The 18,499-nt window shown below is 45.5% G+C and carries 14 protein-coding genes; 6 read left to right on the top strand and 8 right to left on the bottom strand.

All coding sequences use genetic code 11. From position 1 onward, the window contains the following. Nucleotides 1–148: 148 nt before the first annotated feature. From L7E55_RS11010 to L7E55_RS10995, 4 genes are all read right to left on the bottom strand, one after another. On the bottom strand, nt 149–2,011 hold the full coding sequence (locus tag L7E55_RS11010) for a methyl-accepting chemotaxis protein (RefSeq protein WP_277444283.1): 1,863 nt from the start codon (nt 2,009–2,011) through the stop codon (nt 149–151). Between the two features lie 234 nt (nt 2,012–2,245). Beyond that, on the bottom strand, nt 2,246–2,722 hold the full coding sequence (locus tag L7E55_RS11005; RefSeq protein WP_277444338.1) for a YjbE family putative metal transport protein: 477 nt from the start codon (nt 2,720–2,722) through the stop codon (nt 2,246–2,248). A gap of 468 nt (nt 2,723–3,190) precedes the next feature. After that, on the bottom strand, nt 3,191–4,327 hold the full coding sequence (locus tag L7E55_RS11000; RefSeq protein WP_277444282.1) for a glycosyltransferase family 4 protein: 1,137 nt from the start codon (nt 4,325–4,327) through the stop codon (nt 3,191–3,193). Between the two features lie 3 nt (nt 4,328–4,330). Then, entirely contained in the window at nt 4,331–5,044 is a 714-nt protein-coding gene (locus L7E55_RS10995; RefSeq protein ID WP_277444281.1) for a zinc dependent phospholipase C family protein, read from the bottom strand. Between the two features lie 379 nt (nt 5,045–5,423). Between L7E55_RS10995 and L7E55_RS10990 the strand changes: the two genes are divergently transcribed. Continuing rightward, on the top strand, nt 5,424–6,920 hold the full coding sequence (locus tag L7E55_RS10990) for a phytoene desaturase family protein (protein WP_277444280.1): 1,497 nt from the start codon (nt 5,424–5,426) through the stop codon (nt 6,918–6,920). A gap of 124 nt (nt 6,921–7,044) precedes the next feature. On the opposite strand, the gene L7E55_RS10985 is transcribed toward L7E55_RS10990, so the two are convergent. Then, nucleotides 7,045–7,278, bottom strand: a complete 234-nt coding sequence (locus L7E55_RS10985; RefSeq protein WP_277444279.1) for a hypothetical protein — start codon at nt 7,276–7,278, stop codon at nt 7,045–7,047. 34 nt (nt 7,279–7,312) lie between these two features. Beyond that, nucleotides 7,313–8,086 carry a hypothetical protein gene (locus L7E55_RS10980; RefSeq protein ID WP_277444278.1) on the bottom strand — a complete coding sequence of 258 codons (774 nt, stop codon included), beginning with the start codon at nt 8,084–8,086 and terminating at the stop codon, nt 7,313–7,315. Between the two features lie 183 nt (nt 8,087–8,269). Between L7E55_RS10980 and L7E55_RS10975 the strand changes: the two genes are divergently transcribed. Next, the gene (locus L7E55_RS10975; RefSeq protein ID WP_277444277.1) at nt 8,270–8,578 is read left to right on the top strand and encodes a hypothetical protein; all 309 of its coding nucleotides are present in this window, start codon (nt 8,270–8,272) and stop codon (nt 8,576–8,578) included. 15 nt (nt 8,579–8,593) lie between these two features. On the opposite strand, the gene L7E55_RS10970 is transcribed toward L7E55_RS10975, so the two are convergent. Continuing rightward, nucleotides 8,594–13,294, bottom strand: coding sequence for an HAD-IC family P-type ATPase (locus tag L7E55_RS10970; RefSeq protein ID WP_277444276.1), 4,701 nt, complete (start codon nt 13,292–13,294; stop codon nt 8,594–8,596). Between the two features lie 269 nt (nt 13,295–13,563). Here L7E55_RS10970 and L7E55_RS10965 point away from each other — a divergent pair, with 269 nt between their 5' ends. The 4 genes from L7E55_RS10965 (at nt 13,564) to L7E55_RS10950 (ending at nt 17,762) form a co-directional block, all read left to right on the top strand. After that, complete coding sequence (locus L7E55_RS10965; RefSeq protein ID WP_277444275.1) at nt 13,564–14,613, top strand: DUF3231 family protein; 1,050 nt, start codon at nt 13,564–13,566, stop codon at nt 14,611–14,613. Nucleotides 14,614–14,871: 258 nt separating this feature from the next. After that, a complete protein-coding gene (locus tag L7E55_RS10960) occupies nt 14,872–15,786 on the top strand; it encodes a metal ABC transporter substrate-binding protein (protein ID WP_277444274.1) in 915 nt (304 codons plus the stop codon). A 31-nt stretch (nt 15,787–15,817) separates the two neighbouring features. Further along, nucleotides 15,818–16,888, top strand: a complete 1,071-nt coding sequence (locus tag L7E55_RS10955; protein WP_277444273.1) for a permease — start codon at nt 15,818–15,820, stop codon at nt 16,886–16,888. A gap of 1 nt (nt 16,889) precedes the next feature. Next, a complete protein-coding gene (locus tag L7E55_RS10950; RefSeq protein WP_277444272.1) occupies nt 16,890–17,762 on the top strand; it encodes a TIGR03943 family putative permease subunit in 873 nt (290 codons plus the stop codon). 81 nt (nt 17,763–17,843) lie between these two features. Here L7E55_RS10950 and L7E55_RS10945 read toward each other — a convergent pair whose 3' ends face one another. Continuing rightward, the gene (locus L7E55_RS10945; RefSeq protein WP_277444271.1) at nt 17,844–18,350 is read right to left on the bottom strand and encodes an APC family permease; all 507 of its coding nucleotides are present in this window, start codon (nt 18,348–18,350) and stop codon (nt 17,844–17,846) included. Nucleotides 18,351–18,499: the final 149 nt, after the last annotated feature.

The raw sequence follows: 18,499 nt of genomic DNA, 5'->3' as shown, positions 1-18,499 counted from the left end.
CAGAAGATAATCAACGCTCACCTGTTAATTTAATGTCTTGGTGCGGTTTTCTGTGTCCGCACCCTTTTTATTGGATTAAAAAGGTTGCATGTATGCAACCTTTATGGCATAAATATAGTTTTTTGTCATTGCTTGATGATTTTTGTAGCTATACTTTGAATTTGTTTACCAGAGTGTCCAACTCGACAGACAAACTGGATAAAGATTCTGCAGAAGCCGAGACTTCTTCCATGGCTGCGGTTTGTTCCTCTGTGGAAGCCGCCACGTTTTGGATCGCGGCAGATATTTGTTCAGTAGCTGCCGCCATGTTCTGAACCTGTGTTGTCAAATCCCGCACAGCGTCAATAATTTCTTTAAAACTACCGCCAACTTCTTGAACAATTTTTGTCCCTGCCGCTACCTCATTACTATTTTCAGCCATGCTTTCCACCGCTCTATCGGATTCAAGTTGGATTTCGCATATTAGAGAGTTTATTCTCTTGGTAGCAGAGGTCGCTTCCTCGGCCAGCTTTCTGACTTCTTCAGCCACGACGGCGAATCCCAGACCCTGCTCCCCGGCCCGGGCCGCCTCTATGGCGGCGTTCAGAGCCAGCAAATTGGTCTGGTCGGCGATATTTGTAATTAGCCCGACAATGTTACTGATCTCAAGTGACTTCATTTTTAGCCCGTCGATAGCTTTGGAAACCACTGCTGTTGAGTCGGCAATACTATGCATTTGCTCGGTAATTCTGGCGACTCCCTGGTTGCCAGCGCCGGCATGATTGGCGGCGGACTCCGAAGCGTGGGATATATTCTGCGCATTATAACTAAACTGTTCAACCGTGGAGGCGATTTCACCCATAGTGGCGGCGGTTTCGCTGGCGCCCGCCGATGTTTGTTGAGCGCTTAAAGTAAGCTGGCCGGCTGTCCCGGCAACCTTATCGGCAGCTCCTTTTACTTCTGTCATGATTATTCTCAGGTTGGCAAGAAACCGGTTGACAGCGTTGGCCAAGTCGCCTATCTCGTCTTTGCCGCGTACCCGGATCTCCTGAGTCAAGTCGCCGCCATTTTCCGCCAGCAAACCAATCTCGCGCTTAAGGACCTGGACGGGCTTGACTATCTGGTTGGCCAAGGCGACCGCGATGCCACACGCGATAAACAAGATAACCAGAGTCAAGGCGATTGAAGTGACAGTCAGGGATTTAAGCTCGCTCAATAGTTCCGTTACGGGGCAAGTAATTCCCAGAGACCATGAACTGCCAGGTACCGGCGCGTAGGCCGTGAACTTGTCCACCCCTTCAAAAATGTAGCGGGTGACGCCGCTTTCGCCTCTTGTCATCTCTTGAGCAGCCTCAATCAGCTTTGGATGCAGGCCGCTGTCTTTCAATAAGTTCACTTTCATGACCATGTCTTTATTGGGATGGGCAATACAAAGTCCATCCCCTTGAATCATGAAGGTGTAGCCAGTATCGCCCACTTTTATCTTACCAATTTCCTGTACTAATTCATCTACCGGGAGGGTTCCCAACAAGAGACCGGTAACTTTGTTGTCTTTGTTTAAGGGAGCTGCCAACATAATGACCAGTTTTCCGGTTGTGCGATCGACGAGCGGATCAGAAATCACTATTTGACCGGTAGCAAATGCTTGTTTAAAGTATTCACGATCACTGGCATTGCCTGTCGCTCCTCCTGTTGTGTAAAAATCGCCTTTTTCGTCGGCTACGGCAAATGTTTCATACTCGTTGTTACGCTTTAGCTCTGCGTTTAGATAAGTTAGGATTACATCACGATTACCTCCGGCAATTACCGGTGAGTTAGCCAGAGTATCAATTTTAACTTTATGCTCTTCCAGCCATAAACTAACCTCTTTACCGGTTGCCGTAGCCAAGTAAGTGATATTCTGCTGCATATTGTTGACGAGGGCTTGCTCCGCCTTATAATAACTTAGGTATGAAAGAGTGCCCAAGGCTGTTACTAAAATGACGATAATAGTGATAATTAGCTTGAATTTTATACTATTCGCGATTTTCATTATCAAAGTTCCCCTTCTCGGATTATACCTCAATAAAATGCATTTAACACGAAAAATGTCTTTCTATATAGATTGTAACGCAGGTAGCTTATTAACTATGTGTATCATAAGATATCCCCCCATATGCTATGTTTTGGTATATCAGGGATTGTACCAAATTATTGTTATAGTTATATGTAAATAATATTTTGCCTTTTTTAAATTCCTGTTAATTTTATGAAAATGATAGAAATTCTAATGATTTTTCAGCCACCATCCCCCAAAAATAACAAGTGCTGTTATAACTGCGGGAAGCAACGATTTCAAATTCTCAGGCACATAGTGGTACATGAAGGGTGCAACTCTCTTATCTCCGTTAATCATCTCCCCGGTCGTCCAGGATATGAAGCCGGCGCCCAAATAGACTAAAGCCGGAAACTTATTCATAAGCGAAGCGATTATTTGACTTCCCATGGTAACAATTGGGATGCTGAGTGTTAAGCCAGCTATTAATAATAAATAATTTCCTTTGCTGGCTGCAGCTACGGCGAGGGTGTTATCTAAGCTCATTACAAGGTCGGCAATAATAATTGTTTTAATAGCTTGAAGCATGTTGATAGATGCTTCCAATTCTTCTTCCTCTCTTTTTTCAACCAGAAGTTTTACCGCGATCCAAACCAGTAATAAACCTCCAATTGTTTGTATATAAGGAATGTTTAAAAGACCGGATATGCCGATGAGGGTACCTCTGCCGGAATGGAAAATATTCTTGGAAATTATAGAAAAATACCGCCAGTACGGCGGTGAAGAGGAATGTGTGTCAAAAGGAGGCTTTGGTAAGTAATTATTTAAAAGGATGGTAATATGGACATTCTTAATTTAGCACTAAAACGTTAATATTTCGCGTTTTTTCTGTTATTTTGTCGTTTATTTTTTGTAAATATATTATAAAAAGCAAAGCTCCACTTTTAAGAGCAGGCTTTCAAAATAGGAATTATATTCATATTCAGGTCTCTCGTTTTGGTATTTTGAACACATTGATGCTGGATAACAACACCGGCAATATTCTCCAAAACGCCATGCCCGGTGCCACTTGGCGGCAAACATGCCTCTATTCAGCGCGCCTGCCAGGGTTCCGGGCACATGGTCAGCCCTTTATTTCGATCATGACCGGCCCGTGTGAAATAACCTGTGCCGAATTTATTGCAACTTTCGCATATTATTCTTAACCAATTCAAAATAATCTGTAATGAGGTCACCTAATATTTTATCCCAGGACTTCTTCAGAGCAAAGGTCCGGGCCTGATTGCCCAGGGCTTCCCTCAGTTGATCATTTTCTTTGAGCATTGTTACCGCTGCCACAATATCACCATAATTGCGAGGTCTGCAGGTTAGACCGTTATATTTGTCTATCAGGTTTTCCTGTATCCCTCCGGAATATGGCGCCACCACAGGCAGCCCCGAAGCCATAGCTTCCAGTATTACATTGCCATATGTTTCAGTAGTGGAGGGAAAAACGAAAATATCACTGGAGGCGTATGCTTCAGCAAGTTCCTCACCGTTTAGGTACCCGGTGAAAATCACATTTTCCGGCGCATTCCGCTTCAACGTTTTTGTCAACGGGCCGTCGCCTGTAACTACCAGGCATATGTCTTGGAAAGAGTTATTAAGAACCCTTACCGCTTCCATCAACATATCCAGGTCTTTTTCTTTTGCCAGCCGTCCAACGTACAGTAAGATGGTTTTATTGTCCGCGCCAATCTTGGAGATAAAAGCCGGGCTTCGTTTATTAGGGTTAAAGAGAGCAATATCCACCCCGCTCCCGCACAAATCCAGGTTCCGGATACCATTTTCCTTGAGCAATTTCATTGTTGTTTCTGACGGGCAGTAGTTTTTCAGACACTTGTTATGAAACCAGCGAAAGTATTTCCAGACCCAGGGAGTAAGAAAAGCCAGCCTGTAATAGGATAGGTACTGGGGGAAATTTGTATGGTAAGAACTGATTACAGGTATACTGGTCGAGCAGGCATACCTTAAGCCGCACAAGCCGATAGAAAATTGAGTTACAAGATGAATAAGGTCCGGTTTAAATAAATCGAGTTGCCGGCACATTTTCAAGTAATTTGGCAATGCTATTTTACATTCCGGGTAAGCGGGAAAACTAAATCGTCTTGTAAAATATACATTATAACCCTGGCCGCCTTCATAGCCAGTATCCGGTGAAAGAACCATGCAGGGTATTTCCCGCTTTGTGAGTGCATCGGCCAGCCTTCCGGTATTGCCGGCAACCCCGTTCACCTGGGGTATAAACGTATCTGTAAAGATTGCAACCCTCATCTATCAATCACCTTTACCATTATAGATGGTGTTGTAAAAATGCATAAAAAAACCGGCTGTAGTGCGCTGCGCCCGGGGAAGCAAGACTTCAACAGCCTGGTGGTAATCCCCTGGTAAATTGTTTTCCACAAGGTGGCAGTACCTTTTGGCCAGCCTGGCGTTTTCAGCTATCCACTCTGCCGGCTTATCAGAGATTTCATAAGTGCCGTCGCTTACAATCTGATAATTGCTTTTCCTTTTTTCCACCCATAATTCAAAGTCCAGATGACCGTTAAAAATTTTGCAGGAAGCGTGATGCGGCACACAGACATCTTGGACCAGGTGGACTGCGGCGCCGAGGAAGAATATCGCCAGCGCGTGTTTCTCTCTGCGCCATAATTTAATTGCTTTAGAAAACAAGTCGGTGCATTTATCCGCGGCATTCGGACAGAGCCAGAACCCTGAGCCAGTATTCGGATTATAATGGTGGCAGGCGCTCTTCAAACCTTTGTCAATCCAAACCACGCCGCTGTCCAGTTGCCCGGCGAACAAGTAGAATAACTGGGCTGCCTTTTTGTTGCCATCGTTATAAAGTATTCGCCTTCCTTGTTCATTAATGAAAGGATGTGTACTGGTGGAGCTGTTTACCGCCTGAAGTGAAAGGGCTAACGAGGATACACTTATCGTAGTGTTGCAGATGAACCGGTTAAAAATTGCAGTAACACTAGAGTTCGTCATATAATACCCCACAAAGAATATACTTTTTTTTATTATCCAATAAGACTGTAAGATTGTAATTAAGCACGTGTTAAAGTTCCACTTTTTATTATAGTAAATTATACCAATAGAACAAATTCGCCCTATCGGGCGACTTAAATTAAACCAGGGATAGGTTCGCTATGGTCTATCTCTATCCGTATATAACATTTCTCTCCCACAATGTGGACAATCCACATCAGGCATTACTCCAGGCTCTTCATCCCAAGCAGCGTAGTAGCATTTTTATCGAAGGAGAACTGTTATTTATTTTTTTTGCAATATCTGTCTTGACAATGGGAACACTAGGGGAATATATATGGAATAGTGGAGAACATAAGATATGCGAGGAGAATGGGAAATGAAAAATGTCATAATAATCGGTTCGGGGATCGGCGGCCTTATTGCCGGCAACCTTCTTGCAAAGAAGGGGCATAAAGTAGCCATATTTGAATCACACAGCATGCCTGGCGGCTATACCGCCGGATTTTACAAGAAGGGGTATTACTTTGAAAGCGGCACTCTTTCCTTTGAAGCCTCAGCATCGGTATTCAAGGCAATGAAGGACATCGGAGTATTTGAAAAGATAAACTTCGTAAGACAGAGAATGCGGTTCGTTTCAGAGGATTTCGACGGAACTCCTGAGAATTACGATGATTATAAAAAAATGATTTACTCTGCTTTCCCGTCCGATAAAGAAAAGCTGGATGCGGTTTTCTCAGATCTGGACAAAATAGCCGGCCTGATGGGGAACGTGGATGAACCCATGCCCTTTCTTTACAGCGGGCTTAAAATGTTAACATCAATGCTCCCCTACATCCTGAGCGGTCCGAAGCAAATGAAATTAACCAAGTTGTATGGCAACATGACGTCATCGGAGTTTGCCGCCCAATATTTTGAAAAAGACTCAAAGCTATTCAAGCTGTTCAGCGGATTCGGCTATCCGGATATGCCGGCCATGTTTGGGAGTGGTTTATCGGCGATGTTCACCGACTATTGGACTGTAAAAGACGGTATGCAATCATGGGCTAACATTCTCGCAGAAAACTTCAAAAAATTGGCCGGGGATTTGAAGCTGAACTCCTATGTCGACAAGATAATCACAAAAAACGGGGCCGCAGTTGGAGTCTCATGCAAAAATACCTTTTATGACGCGGATTATGTTATTTCTGCCAGTGATTATAAGAAAACCCTGCTAAAGCTTTTAGATGACAAGAGCCTTATTCCACAGGCACTCCAGGATAATATTGACAGGGCTGCCGTTTCGGAGGCCTTCTTTACAGTATATCTGGGATTGAATATGTCCAACGAAGAACTTGGCAAATATATGAAAGTTCCTCACGTATTTCCTTTAGAGGTTAAACCCGGTTACGACATTTATAATTCCGAAGACGGAGAGTTTTTCAGTAAGACATCTGCTTCACTTTATTCGCCGTCGATGGTAAACCCCAAACATGCTCCTAGAGGGAAATCCTCATTGATGCTTCAGACCATAGTGCCTTACCATTGGATGAACAACTGGGGCGGCGGAGATAAAGAAGTATATGGACAATTGAAGAAAAAAGCGATGGATGCGATGATAGACAGCGCATCCAGGCTTATTCCCGGCTTAAAGGAATGTATCGAATATAAAGATGCCGCAACCCCGCTGACTTATGAAAGATTTACCCATAATACAGATGGAGCGAGCTCCGCATGGAGCTGGAACCCTAAGAAGAAGTTCTATAAAAACATCATGAGCGTGAACATAGAAACACCGGTGAAAAACCTTTATATCGGCTCTTGCTGGGCGATGCAGATCGGCGGTGTGCCCGGCGCCCTTGCAGCAGCTTACCAGTGTGCACAAAGGATAAAGTGAGCCGCCCCTGGCCACGCCCTTCCGCCTGGCTGGCTCTATTCCCTAACGGGACTGGCCTGGGAGTTGTCCAAAATGGTCCAAATATCCAAGGCCAGCTTCTTAATTTCAAATCATGCGATATAGGTTATCTGCGCCAAATATTGCGAAAGGAGATGCCATCAAGTAAATTTTGGCCGGTTTCCCGCCTTTTTTTCATAATATATCCGATGAATTCACTTAGAAAACTCTCCCAAATTTGAGCCACAGATTTGGCGTCGGCCTTGCTGCGGCTCCGAATGGCTACACTATCGTCAATAGCTTTACGCAAATCCGCCAGTATTTTGGAAAGATGTGCAATTAATTCATCCGTACCTGCCAACCGGCCGCCTCCTTTTCATCCTGATATTAATTAATTATTCGAGGTTTGCTTCATTATCTTGAGTCTGCTCGTTATCGTGGGCTGGTTCATTTTTACCAGTCACGTCGTCATTGGATACCGGTACCTTTGGTGATGACGCGATTTTATTAAAGCTTACCTCGGCAACAATATCTTCGATTTCCTCTTTTGCCTGAGCAAAAACGCCATGTACCCGTTCATTTATTTCTATCGCTTCTTCCATTGCTTTACAGATCAACGGACGTATTGATTTTGAAACCGAGGGTAAAAAGAGCAGACCAACTAATGCCGCGCCCGCCCCCCAGCCAAAACTGCGGCGGTCGATGCCTCTCAATGGATTCGTAATCCGGTTCCAGAAAGGTCTTGCTCTGCCGGGACCGCTGTTATTTGTTCCCAGGCTTTGCAGCAGGTCCTGAACTCCCATGCCCTGTTCCCGGGCTTCATATAACAAGTCATGAAGCATTTGATGTATTTGAGGGTCCCTGACTTGTCCAAGACGCTGGTTCATTTTATCCAGCGCTCTTAACTCATCCCGCAACTGGTTTCTCGCCAGTGACATATTACGCTGATAATCATATTCTTCTCTGTCAGTCCACCAGTCATCTTCATAATTCCGGCGTTTTCGATTTTGGTGCACCGGCGGGTAGTTGCCCCGGCCATAGCCGTCATGGTAGTGCTTCTCCCGCCATTCCCGGCGTTCCTCAAGATCCTCAATAATTTCCTTCTTTAGCTGCTTGATTACCTCGGGGTCATATTTGCTAACCATTTCTTTATCTTGTTCTTGATGCATTAATATTCCTCCCAAGATTTTAGTCTGGATTATTTTGTCCATATAAAAACCAATTATTACAATAGTTTTACATTATTATGTTTTTATAACTGCTTCCATTGAATGCATAGCTGTAAGATTGAATATTAGAATGCTAATTGGTGAAGGATATAATATATTTTAATCAGGAGGAGTTGAACAAAATTGAAATGGTTACTGGCAAGTCCTTTACGGACACTGTCACCTCTGGGCTTATTGGCGGTTGGAGCGGTAGTGGGTATAGCAGGTGTTCCGGTACTTAAAAAGACAGTCCGTGGTCTAGCTGTGTTAACAGTAAAAAGTGCGTTTACTGTCAATGATATGGTTAATGATGCCGGTGATTCTCTAAAGGATGCATGGGGAAAAATGGTGGAAAGCGCCAGGACTATGCAGGAAAGAATGGAGCAAAAGTTACCCGATGAATCACATCCGCAGGCAGCGGGGCCGGTTGCGGATGTGGAAGGAGATATATAATTGTGAGAGCTGCCGTTAATCCTGGCAGCTCTCCGCTTTTTCTTTAATTGCCGGCATTAATGGTTTTTTACTTGGTATACTGCCACGCCATAAATCGGCAATGGCACGGTCCATAATTGAAGTCAGCCCGGATGTGCCTAATGCAACGGCTGCGTCCATCAGACCCAGCGGACTTGTTTTAAAGATCCCCCTGCCAAATGGCAGGTAGATTGCTCCGGCCAGCAAGGCTGCCGATAGAGCCACCGAGCCAGCCAGGAAATGGCTTGATTTGCCTTCTTTTCGTTCACCGCATTCCAAGGCCGCCAACAGTTGTCCTGATGTAATGGTTGCCAGTGCCACAGTCCTGGCCCGGCTCAGGTTGCCTTGTTTTAAGGCCCAGTGGTAGGCCCCTAATCCAACCAGGCCAAGGGATACACCCCGGCTGGCTATTTGGGTGTTAAGCCCCTCATCAAAAAAACTTTGATTGGCCGGCCTGGGCGCCTGGTCCATCAAGTCTTTGGCCAGCGGCTCAACTCCCAGGGCCAAAGCCGGCAGGCCGTCTCCCAATAAATTCAGGAAGAGCAACTGGATGGGCAGTAAAGGCATCGGTAAGCCAAGAAGAACCGACAGGAACATTAAAAGCACTTCACCGGCATTAGTAGACAATAAGTAACGTGCAGACCGCTTGATGTTGCTGTATATTCCCCTGCCCTGTTCCACAGCGGAAACCAGCGTGGCGAAATTGTCATCAAGCAGCACGATATCGGCGGCTTGTTTGGTTACGTCGGTACCGGTCCGGCCCATGGCTACCCCGATGTCTCCTTCTTTCACGGCGGGGGCGTCGTTGACGCCGTCCCCGACCATGGCTAAGATTTCACCCTGCTGGCGGAAAGCCTTGACCAAGCGTAATTTGTGCGCCGGCAGCACCCGGGCGAAAACTCTCACTTCTCGCACAGCCGTTGCTAATTCAAGGTCATTGAGACTCTCAATGTCACGTCCGGTAAGCACGTTGCCGCTTTCGGCAATGCCCAGCTTTTTGGCTATAGTCAGTGCGGTATTGGGGTGATCCCCGGTGATCATTGCGACCTTGATCCCGGCGCGGTGACAAGTGGCAATGGCATTGCCGACCTCCGGCCGCGGCGGGTCAACCATGCCTGCCAGGCCGAGCAAGATAAGAGATTGTTCCGGGTCGGGCAAATCCGGATCAGACAGCGGGCGGTAAGCAATTGCCAGTACCCGCATGGCGTCTCCGGCCATCCGCTCGCTTGCCTCCAGCACCGCTTGGCGGGAAGCGCCGTCCAGAGGAACAATTCTACCCTGTTGCTGCATTTGTGGGCAAAGGCCAAGGACAACTTCCGGCGCGCCTTTCACAAATGCCGCGTAATCCAGACTTTTTTCCCGGCAAATCACCGTCATTCTTAACCGTTCGGCGTCAAAGGGAAGCTCTCGAATCCGCTGCCACTTTTCCTGTATTTCCTTGTAATTCAGGCCTTCTTGCAAGGCTGCCAGCAGCAAGGCGCCTTCGGTAGGGTCGCCTTCTACCTGCCACTGTGGTTTAGTCTTCCCGGCCGGTTTGTTTTGTGACCAGTGCAGGCTGGCATCGTTGCACAGTATTCCGGCAGTCAGCAAACTCACCAAATCTTGCGGGTCGTTGTTCCCGGTTTGGACCGGTTTAAGCTGCCGCTCGCCCGGTTGGGTTTGCCACCAGCCGCTACTGGTATAAACCGACTGCACCTGCTGACGGTTTTGGGTTAATGTACCCGTTTTGTCGGTACAGATTAAAGTAGCGCTGCCCAGTGTCTCCACGGCCGGCAGGCGCCTGACCACGGCGTTTTCCTTAGCCATCCGTTTGACGCCGGAAGCCATGGCGATGGTAACAACAGCCGGTAAACCTTCCGGTATGGCGGCGACTGCCAGGCTGACCCCGGCTAAAAACATCTGGAACAATGAGCCGCCCCGCAGCACGCCGGCCAGCGCCACCAGCCCGCTGGCCGCCAGGGAGTACTTTAGTATTACGCCGCCAACCGCGGTCATGCGGTTTTGCAGAGGTGTGGGTTCCCTCTTATGCTCGTTGAGCATGCCGGCAATCTTGCCGATTTCAGTCGACATGCCGGTAGCCGACACCAGTCCCACCGCTCGCCCCCGGGTAACATTCGTGCCCATGAACGCCAGGTTGTCACAATCTAATAAAGCGACGCAATCTGTGATCAGGTCGGCTTTTTTAGGTATTGGATATGGCTCGCCGGTCAGGGCCGACTCTTCGATTTCCAGCCCGTGTACTTCTACCAGTCGTAAATCCGCTGGGACTCCGTCCCCCTGCTCCAGCAATACAATGTCGCCCGGCACCAATTCGGCTGCCGGTAAACGCCGCACTTTTCCGGACCTTCTAACTTTTGCGGTAGGAGCGGTCATTTTATCCAGGGCTTCTAAAGCCCCCTCGGCTTTTTGCTCCTGCAGGGCGCCCAGAACTGCATTCAAGATCAAGATAGTCACTATTGCCAGGGCGTCATTAAATTCACCCATCACAATGCAGACCGCTGAAGAGGCCATTAAAGCTTTTACTAGAAAGTCCTTGAGTTGGTCCCATATCCTGGAGAGAAAACCCTGCGGCTTCGCTTCAGCCAACTTATTTGGGCCGAATAAGTTCATTCTCTGCAGCACTTGAGGCTTATCCAGGCCACTTTCCAGGTCTGTTTTTAGTTTGCTTAAAGCTTCGGCTACTGACAGTTTGTGCAAGTCGTTAAAGCTATATTTTTGCCGATGTTCCTGCTGAAGGGTTTTAGGATAATTATCCGCAAGAGCTAAAGCCGCGGCTATTTCCTTTCGCGCTGTCGGCAGCGAACGGCAATGGTTTCTTGGGTGACGGGGTTTGCCTGACAACAGCCGCAAAGAATTTGCTCCTACAAATACAGAAATTAAATTGTTATATACTGAGGCGGCCATCGGCGGCATACGGCCTGTTGCCCCCAGAGCCAAACCTGCGACGTTAGCCGCCAGGACTAAAGCTAAATTCTGTTTGGCCCGTAGTCTACCAATCCTTGCCATGCGGAATACTTCCGGTAATAAGGCGGGTTTGGAAATAACCACGTCGACTGAATTGCATTTCAGATTGGAAGCCAGGCAAATACTAACGTCAGCAACTTGTAATAATGGAGAGTCGTCTGTATCACCCATTAATAAAGCAATCTTCTTAACCTGGCGCTTCAAATTGCCGATTTCCGCTACTGTGTTTTGAGTTGTTAAACCCGGCCAGACATGGTGTATTCCGAGTTCATGGGCGGACTGCCGCAACACATTGTTATCTTCTTCCACGGTTAAACCAATGTTACTAATACCCAGGGCGCGTAAGCCGTTAACCAGTTCGCGCAGATCAGCCGCCCGATACCGCTTGATCCCGAGCAGGCCGGCTAACCGGCCATGCGTGGCAATAAATACCGGAAGTTGACCGAGATGCCGCAGACGCCGGGCTTTGGAAAAAAACCACCTGCTGTCGATGCCGCCGGCTGTTAGAATATGTTCATCACCTGCTAATATCCGTCCGCTTGCCCCTGGGCTGTTATTTGTTGATCTTAAGCGGTATACCCGGGCTGCCAGCGCTTTCCTTAAGACCAGGCAATGATGGTTATCCATTTGGCATGAAGCCTCAGCTGCCAAGTCAAGCAATTCTTTTTTGGTAATCCCGGGAGCCGGTAGAATGTCCGCCACCTGGTAGGATGCTTCAGACAGCGTCTTTGCGCTGGTGATGACAACTGTGTCCACCGCTGAAAGAACCTCAAGTGTATGCTCGTCCCGGTAAAGGATCCCTTTTTTCCCCGCCCCGGCCATCGCCGCGGTAGCGGCGGTAGGGGCGGCAAGGCCGGCGGGAGACGGGTTGGCCGCCAGCAGCATGGCTAGCCATCTTTGGAAACCGCCGGCGCCGCCGGCAATTCCCGATAATGAAGCCAGCCCAAATACCGGCAGGACCGCCTTGCGGCCATACTCTTGCCCAGCCTCACTCCAACGGGGAATTGTCAATTTCTCTTGTTTTTGCGCCGGCTTTCCTGTTGTTTCAGGCAGTTCTGGCAGCGCGTTGCGATAGCTCCGAAGCACCAGAGACTGCCCCAAAGCGGTTAGGTTGACCAGCCAGATTACCAGCAGTCCGGGAATACTTTCCCGCAAAAAAACGGTGCCCAAGGCTATTGTGCCCATCAATAAGTCGTGGTTGATCCTGCCTTTAACTAGGCTTTGGAATCCGCTATGCAAAACCGGATAACCGGAAACGATGGCAGTGATTGCCGCAAGGTTGAAAATACCGGGGTTCTCGGCCAGAGAGGAGCGGCCGAACAGGACGCGCTTTAGCCCTAAATAAGCCAGTATACCTCCCCCCATGGCCACATTTAGCAGTTGCTCGCTGATCGGTAAATCTTCCGGTTCCTGAAGCTTCTTCAAAGTTGAAGCGGATGCTTGGTTATTCTTTGGAGGCAGATGGAACTCAAACTCTGGTTCATTATTTATGTCGTTAATGGTTTTAATCAGGTTGTTTGGTCTTATCTGTGTTTCGTTAAAAACCACCAATACCCGGCCTGTCAGCGGGTTTGCCCGCGCCTGACGGACACCGGCCATTTCCGTCATTTTCTGGTTAATGACCGAAGCCATTAACCAGTTACCCTTTAGCCGCGGCACGAACATCCTTACCCGGCCGGGCAGAAGGTGAACTATCTTGGCTCTATCAGCATGGACATGATTATATTTGCTCAAATTCTCATTGTTCACCTCCATCAACCGGATATTAACCGCTATTTTCTCCCGTTTCCATGGTTTTATGTCAGAATAGTCTACGTGTAATTATGGAAGAAGAGATTAAGTTTTTTTTGCAAAAAATCGATTGAGTATGCATATTAAAACGGATAATAGAAAGGATAAAATTCAGGATATTTTTTTTAACTTAAGGAAAATTACATTGTGTTATGTTGTGACGGTACTTTTAATAAACCGGGAAAAATAATATTGAGAGGAAGAATCATTGAATGGAAAAGCCATATATTGATGAAAGTAACATTATTACCGAAAAACCCTCGTTCGACCCGGGATTGACTTCTTCGGAAATCGCTAGCCTCTGGAACGCGTATCTGTATGTAAGCATGATATCCGTTTTTATAAAATACCTTTCACTGCATATTCAGGACAGTGATATCAAATCTTTGGCTGAAAACGCCGTGCAATTATATGAACAGCAGGCGAAAGACATCAGAAATATCATGGAACCGGATAATCTGCCTATACCGGTAGGTTTTACGGCGGAAGATGTTAATCTGGAGGCGCCCCGTCTTTATTCCGACCTCTTCTGCAATTACTATTTATTTTGTCTCGAAAGATTTATTATTCCCAGAAATGCCTTCAACCTGGGACTATCAACCCGTTATGATGTAAGAGAGTTCTTCAACAGGAGCATTGTCTCTTCGCTGGGGTATTTTGATAATGTTACCAATACCCTGCTTTCCAAGGGTCTTTATATAAGATATCCAAACATTAATCTATCAGAAACAATTGATTTTGTTAAAAAGCAAAACTTCTTGACAGGGTTTCTAGGTGAGAAAAGACCTTCTCTTGCTCAAGAGATTGCCGCTTCATTTCACTTGATTTTCTTAAACTCGGTGGGGAAGAATCTGATGACCGGATTCAGACAGGTGACCAGGTCGAAGCAGGTAGGAGACTATCTTGAGCGGGGGATAAAACTAGCTAATAAAATTATAGATACGTTTAGCGCGCATTTAAAAGAGGATGATATCCCTGTACCCATGTTCTGGGACACTATGGTGACAGACTCGGTTGAGCCGCCTGTTTCGGATAAATTAATGATGTTTCACATTGGATTGATAAATACCTGCGGTGCGATGGATTACTCTTTACTTTCGACCTTGAACTTCAGACATGACCTCAAGGCCAAATATCTCCTGATCATGGCTGAAGCCGGCGACTTTGCAGAGGACGGAACCAATATTATGATAGACAACGGCTGGTTCGAGGAACCGCCGCGCATAATTAACCGTAAGGAAATAATTAATAAAGTACATTAAATTCTAATTGCTATTGACAGTTGTAAATTTTCAGGATATAAGTAATATTAAGTTGCAAATAAGAATATGTATTATTTAGGAAGACTTCTTGTTAAAGAATAAGCACTTTAACCTTGAATGAAAGGGGGATTTTCTGAATACTATTCCATGAGGAATTTTCGTTATAGCTATTAAAACGTTGGAAATTTAATTAACTAATTGAATTATTTTTTTGATCGAACTATTGATTTGCAAAATATACTGAGAGGAAGTTTTAAAATGCGTAAACCTGCAAACTTTTTAATTGCTGTTATTTTACTTGCCGTTATATCTGTTTTTTTGTCGGCATGTCAGGTACAAACCCCAACGGTGCCGGATAAATCAACAGCAAGTAAAACCTTGACCATTGCTACGTCCTTTTACCCAATGTATATAGCGGCTGTGAATGTCGCCAAAGACGTACCTGGTGTAAAGGTTGTCAATATAACCCAGCCTACGACAGGTTGTCTGCATGATTACCAGCTCAAGCCTGATGACTTAAAAACTCTTAGTGAGGCTCAAATATTTATTGTTAACGGTGCGGGGATGGAGGCGTTTATGGATAAAGTGGTCAGTCAACTGCCTGATCTGAAAATTGTTGACGCGAGCAAGGGTATACCGCTTATAAAAGGAGACGGAGAGGAAGGAGATAATCCTCACGTATGGGTAAGTATATCAAATGCCATACAACAGGTGAAAAATATCGGGCTGCAACTGGCCGCGCTTGATCCGGAGCATGCCGCGCAATACAATGCTAATACTACCGCATATGTCGATCAGCTTGATGCCCTCCGCGTGACAATGCATCAGAATCTTGATGGCGCCAAGAAGCGGGACATCATTACGTTTCATGAAGCATTTCCTTATTTTGCCCGGGAATTTAACCTTAACATTGTAGATGTAATCGAAAGGGAACCCGGTTCTGAACCGAGTGCCGCTGAGTTGGCTGACACTATCGAAACTATTAAAGAGTCAAATATTAAGGCGCTCTTCGCTGAACCCCAGTATCCGGCGAAAGCTGCGGAGACCATTGCCCGCGAAACGGGAGCGAAAGTATATACCCTTGATCCGGCGGTAACGGGTAGCATGGAGCCGGACGCTTATCTGAAAACTATGGAAGCCAACATGAAAACTTTAGAAGAAGCGTTAAACTAAACTTAAGATAAAGAACGAAGGCGAGATTAATTTGCGTGTATTAATTTTAAATATAAAAAAGCTGGCTATCCCATTTCTTTTCTTGCTATTCTTTACTTATATAACATGGCATTTGTCAAAATCATTAGTGACTGCGTTACCTTTTAAAAATGCCAGGGCAATAATAACTTGGAACGATTTTTTAAACTTTAAAACAGTTTTCCTGAGCATTATCATTGAGGCACTGCCGTTTATTCTTATCGGCGTTCTTGTATCCGCCATCCTGGAAAATTTTCTTTCTGAAGAAACAATACGTAAAGTTTTACCCGGGAACAGAATTCTAAACATTTTCCTTGCCTGTTTTCTGGGGATTATCTTTCCCGTATGCGAATGCGGTATTGTGCCGGTCGCCCGAAGGCTGGTTAGTAAAGGAGTTCCTCTTTATAGCGCCATAACCTTTATGTTGGCCGCGCCCATTATTAATCCGGTAGTCGCTTCGTCAACAGCGGTTGCGTTCAGCGCCAACCCTAAAATAGTTTGGTTCAGGCTAGGACTGGCTTTCTTTGTTTCTTTTGTTACCGGGCTGCTTTTGAGCTATTGGTTTGACAGTAGCGAACTGAAAAGGGGTATTGTCCAAAACTTCTATTACTGCGGTTGTGATCATGAACATCATGACCACCATCACAATTCACAACCAACATTTAAAACCAAAATAATTAACACATTCCAGAGCGCCTGCGATGAGTTTTTTGATATGGGTAAGTATTTGATTATGGGAGCTTCTTTAGCTGCAATTGCTCAAACCTTTGTGTCACGAGACATTATATTGAACATAGGGCAGAATTCACTGTCATCAATAGCGGCAATGATGACCTTTGCCTTTGGGGTTTCTGTTTGCTCATCTGCCGATGCTTTTATCGCCGCGTCATTTGCAACCAATTTTACTACTGGTTCACTGCTCGCATTCATGGTGTTCGGTCCTATGATTGATATGAAAAATAATTTAATGTTGCTCAATGCTTTTAAGGCTCGTTTTGTAATTGCTCTGGTTATGATAGTTAGTCTATTGGTTATAGGTAGTACTCTTTTGATCAATATTGTGTCAGTCGGGGGTTTCAGGTAGGATGAAAAGGCGTTTCTCGCTTAACACAGAAGCTGTTTTCAAAACTTTAATTCTTCTTGGATTTAGCGCGTTTCTTTTTTGGTTTGTGAAAAGCAATAATATTGTTTACTATATCAATCCTCGTTTTGTAAGGCTTACCGAGGCGGCAGCAGTTCTGATATTTCTCATGTTTTTGGTGCAAGCCGGCAATTCCTTTAGATGGACATCTGTTGTCCATAGCTGCTTGTGCCATTCCGGCCATAGTCATAATAAATTGGCCTTACTCCCGTTCGTTGTCACTCTAATGATGGCGTTTCTATTGCCTAACAATGCTCTTGATGCCAGCATGGCTTTTAATAAAGGAATGAACCTTAGCACACGGCCGACGACCTCAGGTCAACCCGGCCTAACTGTTACCGTCCCGGGTAATGTACCAACAACACAGACTAATAATAACAACTCAAACAGTCAAGGATACCTCCCACAGGAGCAAAACCCAATGCAAGCAAAAATCGATGAACTTCATAAAACCAGTCTTATTAATGTAACCGAAGATAATTTTTCTTTGGTTACCAATGAGGTAAACATGTATCCCGAACAGTATGCTGGCAAAGAAATAACCATGATCGGTTTTGTATTAAAAGAACAAAAGTTTACTACCGATCAATTTGGGCTGGTTCGTTATGTAATTACATGCTGCTCCGCTGACGCTATGCCAGATGGCTTTATGTGCGAATATAAGAATGCGTCAAACTTTAGAGAAGGCGATTGGCTGAATATCCGGGGAACCATTCAATTAGGAAAATACGAGGGAAATACAATCCCTGTAATTAGGATTACTGCCTTTAGTAAGGCGCAGGAGCCTCAAAACCCGTATATTTATCCCAAGTTCTAAAGTTTTACCTCAGAACAAAATTCTCAACATGTCCTTGCCCAAGAGTGGTTTATTACTAATAACTCCTATATAAACTTACAGCTATTTTTCAAGTTGATAAAGGACCACTGTAACAACAACATTTTTAAATACCAACAAATTTCTAAATAATAATCCTGTCTGGCTGTGAAGTAGCCGATGCCACCATTTTTTTGTCTCAAATTCCGGAATAAGTATGGTAATATAATCATCCGGGCTTTTTTTGCTTTCAATCTTTTCAATGAAACTGAATAATGGGGCGGTGATTGCTCGGTGAGGAGAATGCAGTATAATAAGTATTCCAAACAAAACAAAAAGGTTTAAACCCATCCTGTAGTTAGAGAGAAGAGGAAATGCAGAAATAATGGCATCGGTGCCAGAAGAAATGCTAACTGCTACAGTAAGGGTATAATCTATGAGTAGGGCGGCAGCAGCCGTTAAAGCAGCTGTTTCTCCCAGATTCTTTTTGGCCACGGAATATGAACCGCCGCCCCCCGGGTTAGCCTGGACAATTTGAGTATACGAGAGTGTTACAATACCAAGCAGAGCTATAATAGCTAACGCTACCATCCATGTATATCCGTAGGCAATTGTGTTGCCGCTCAGTTTCCCTATCGGGAAATGAATAGTTTTTTCTTGCCAAAGGGGGCGGTAATCTGAGACAATAATTGACGTGTGCAGCCGGAGGTTGCGCCGACAATCATTATGTCAGGAGCAGC

This window comes from Pelotomaculum isophthalicicum JI, assembly GCF_029478095.1.
Taxonomy (GTDB): domain Bacteria; phylum Bacillota; class Desulfotomaculia; order Desulfotomaculales; family Pelotomaculaceae; genus Pelotomaculum_D; species Pelotomaculum_D isophthalicicum.
Note: the sequence above shows the minus strand (reverse complement) of the source record. Positions and strands in the feature narration are given on the sequence as shown.

Bases quoted from the DNA above. Each gene is read 5' to 3' on its own strand.
- L7E55_RS11010 (WP_277444283.1), bottom strand. From the start codon at position 2,011: ATGAAAATCGCGAATAGTATAAAATTCAAGCTAATTATCACTATTATC.
- L7E55_RS11000 (WP_277444282.1), bottom strand. From the start codon at position 4,327: ATGAGGGTTGCAATCTTTACAGATACGTTTATACCCCAGGTGAACGGG.
- L7E55_RS10995 (WP_277444281.1), bottom strand. From the start codon at position 5,044: ATGACGAACTCTAGTGTTACTGCAATTTTTAACCGGTTCATCTGCAAC.
- L7E55_RS10990 (WP_277444280.1), top strand. From the start codon at position 5,424: ATGAAAAATGTCATAATAATCGGTTCGGGGATCGGCGGCCTTATTGCC.
- L7E55_RS10980 (WP_277444278.1), bottom strand. From the start codon at position 8,086: ATGCATCAAGAACAAGATAAAGAAATGGTTAGCAAATATGACCCCGAG.
- L7E55_RS10965 (WP_277444275.1), top strand. From the start codon at position 13,564: ATGGAAAAGCCATATATTGATGAAAGTAACATTATTACCGAAAAACCC.
- L7E55_RS10960 (WP_277444274.1), top strand. From the start codon at position 14,872: ATGCGTAAACCTGCAAACTTTTTAATTGCTGTTATTTTACTTGCCGTT.
- L7E55_RS10950 (WP_277444272.1), top strand. From the start codon at position 16,890: ATGAAAAGGCGTTTCTCGCTTAACACAGAAGCTGTTTTCAAAACTTTA.
- L7E55_RS10945 (WP_277444271.1), bottom strand. From the start codon at position 18,350: ATGGTAGCGTTAGCTATTATAGCTCTGCTTGGTATTGTAACACTCTCG.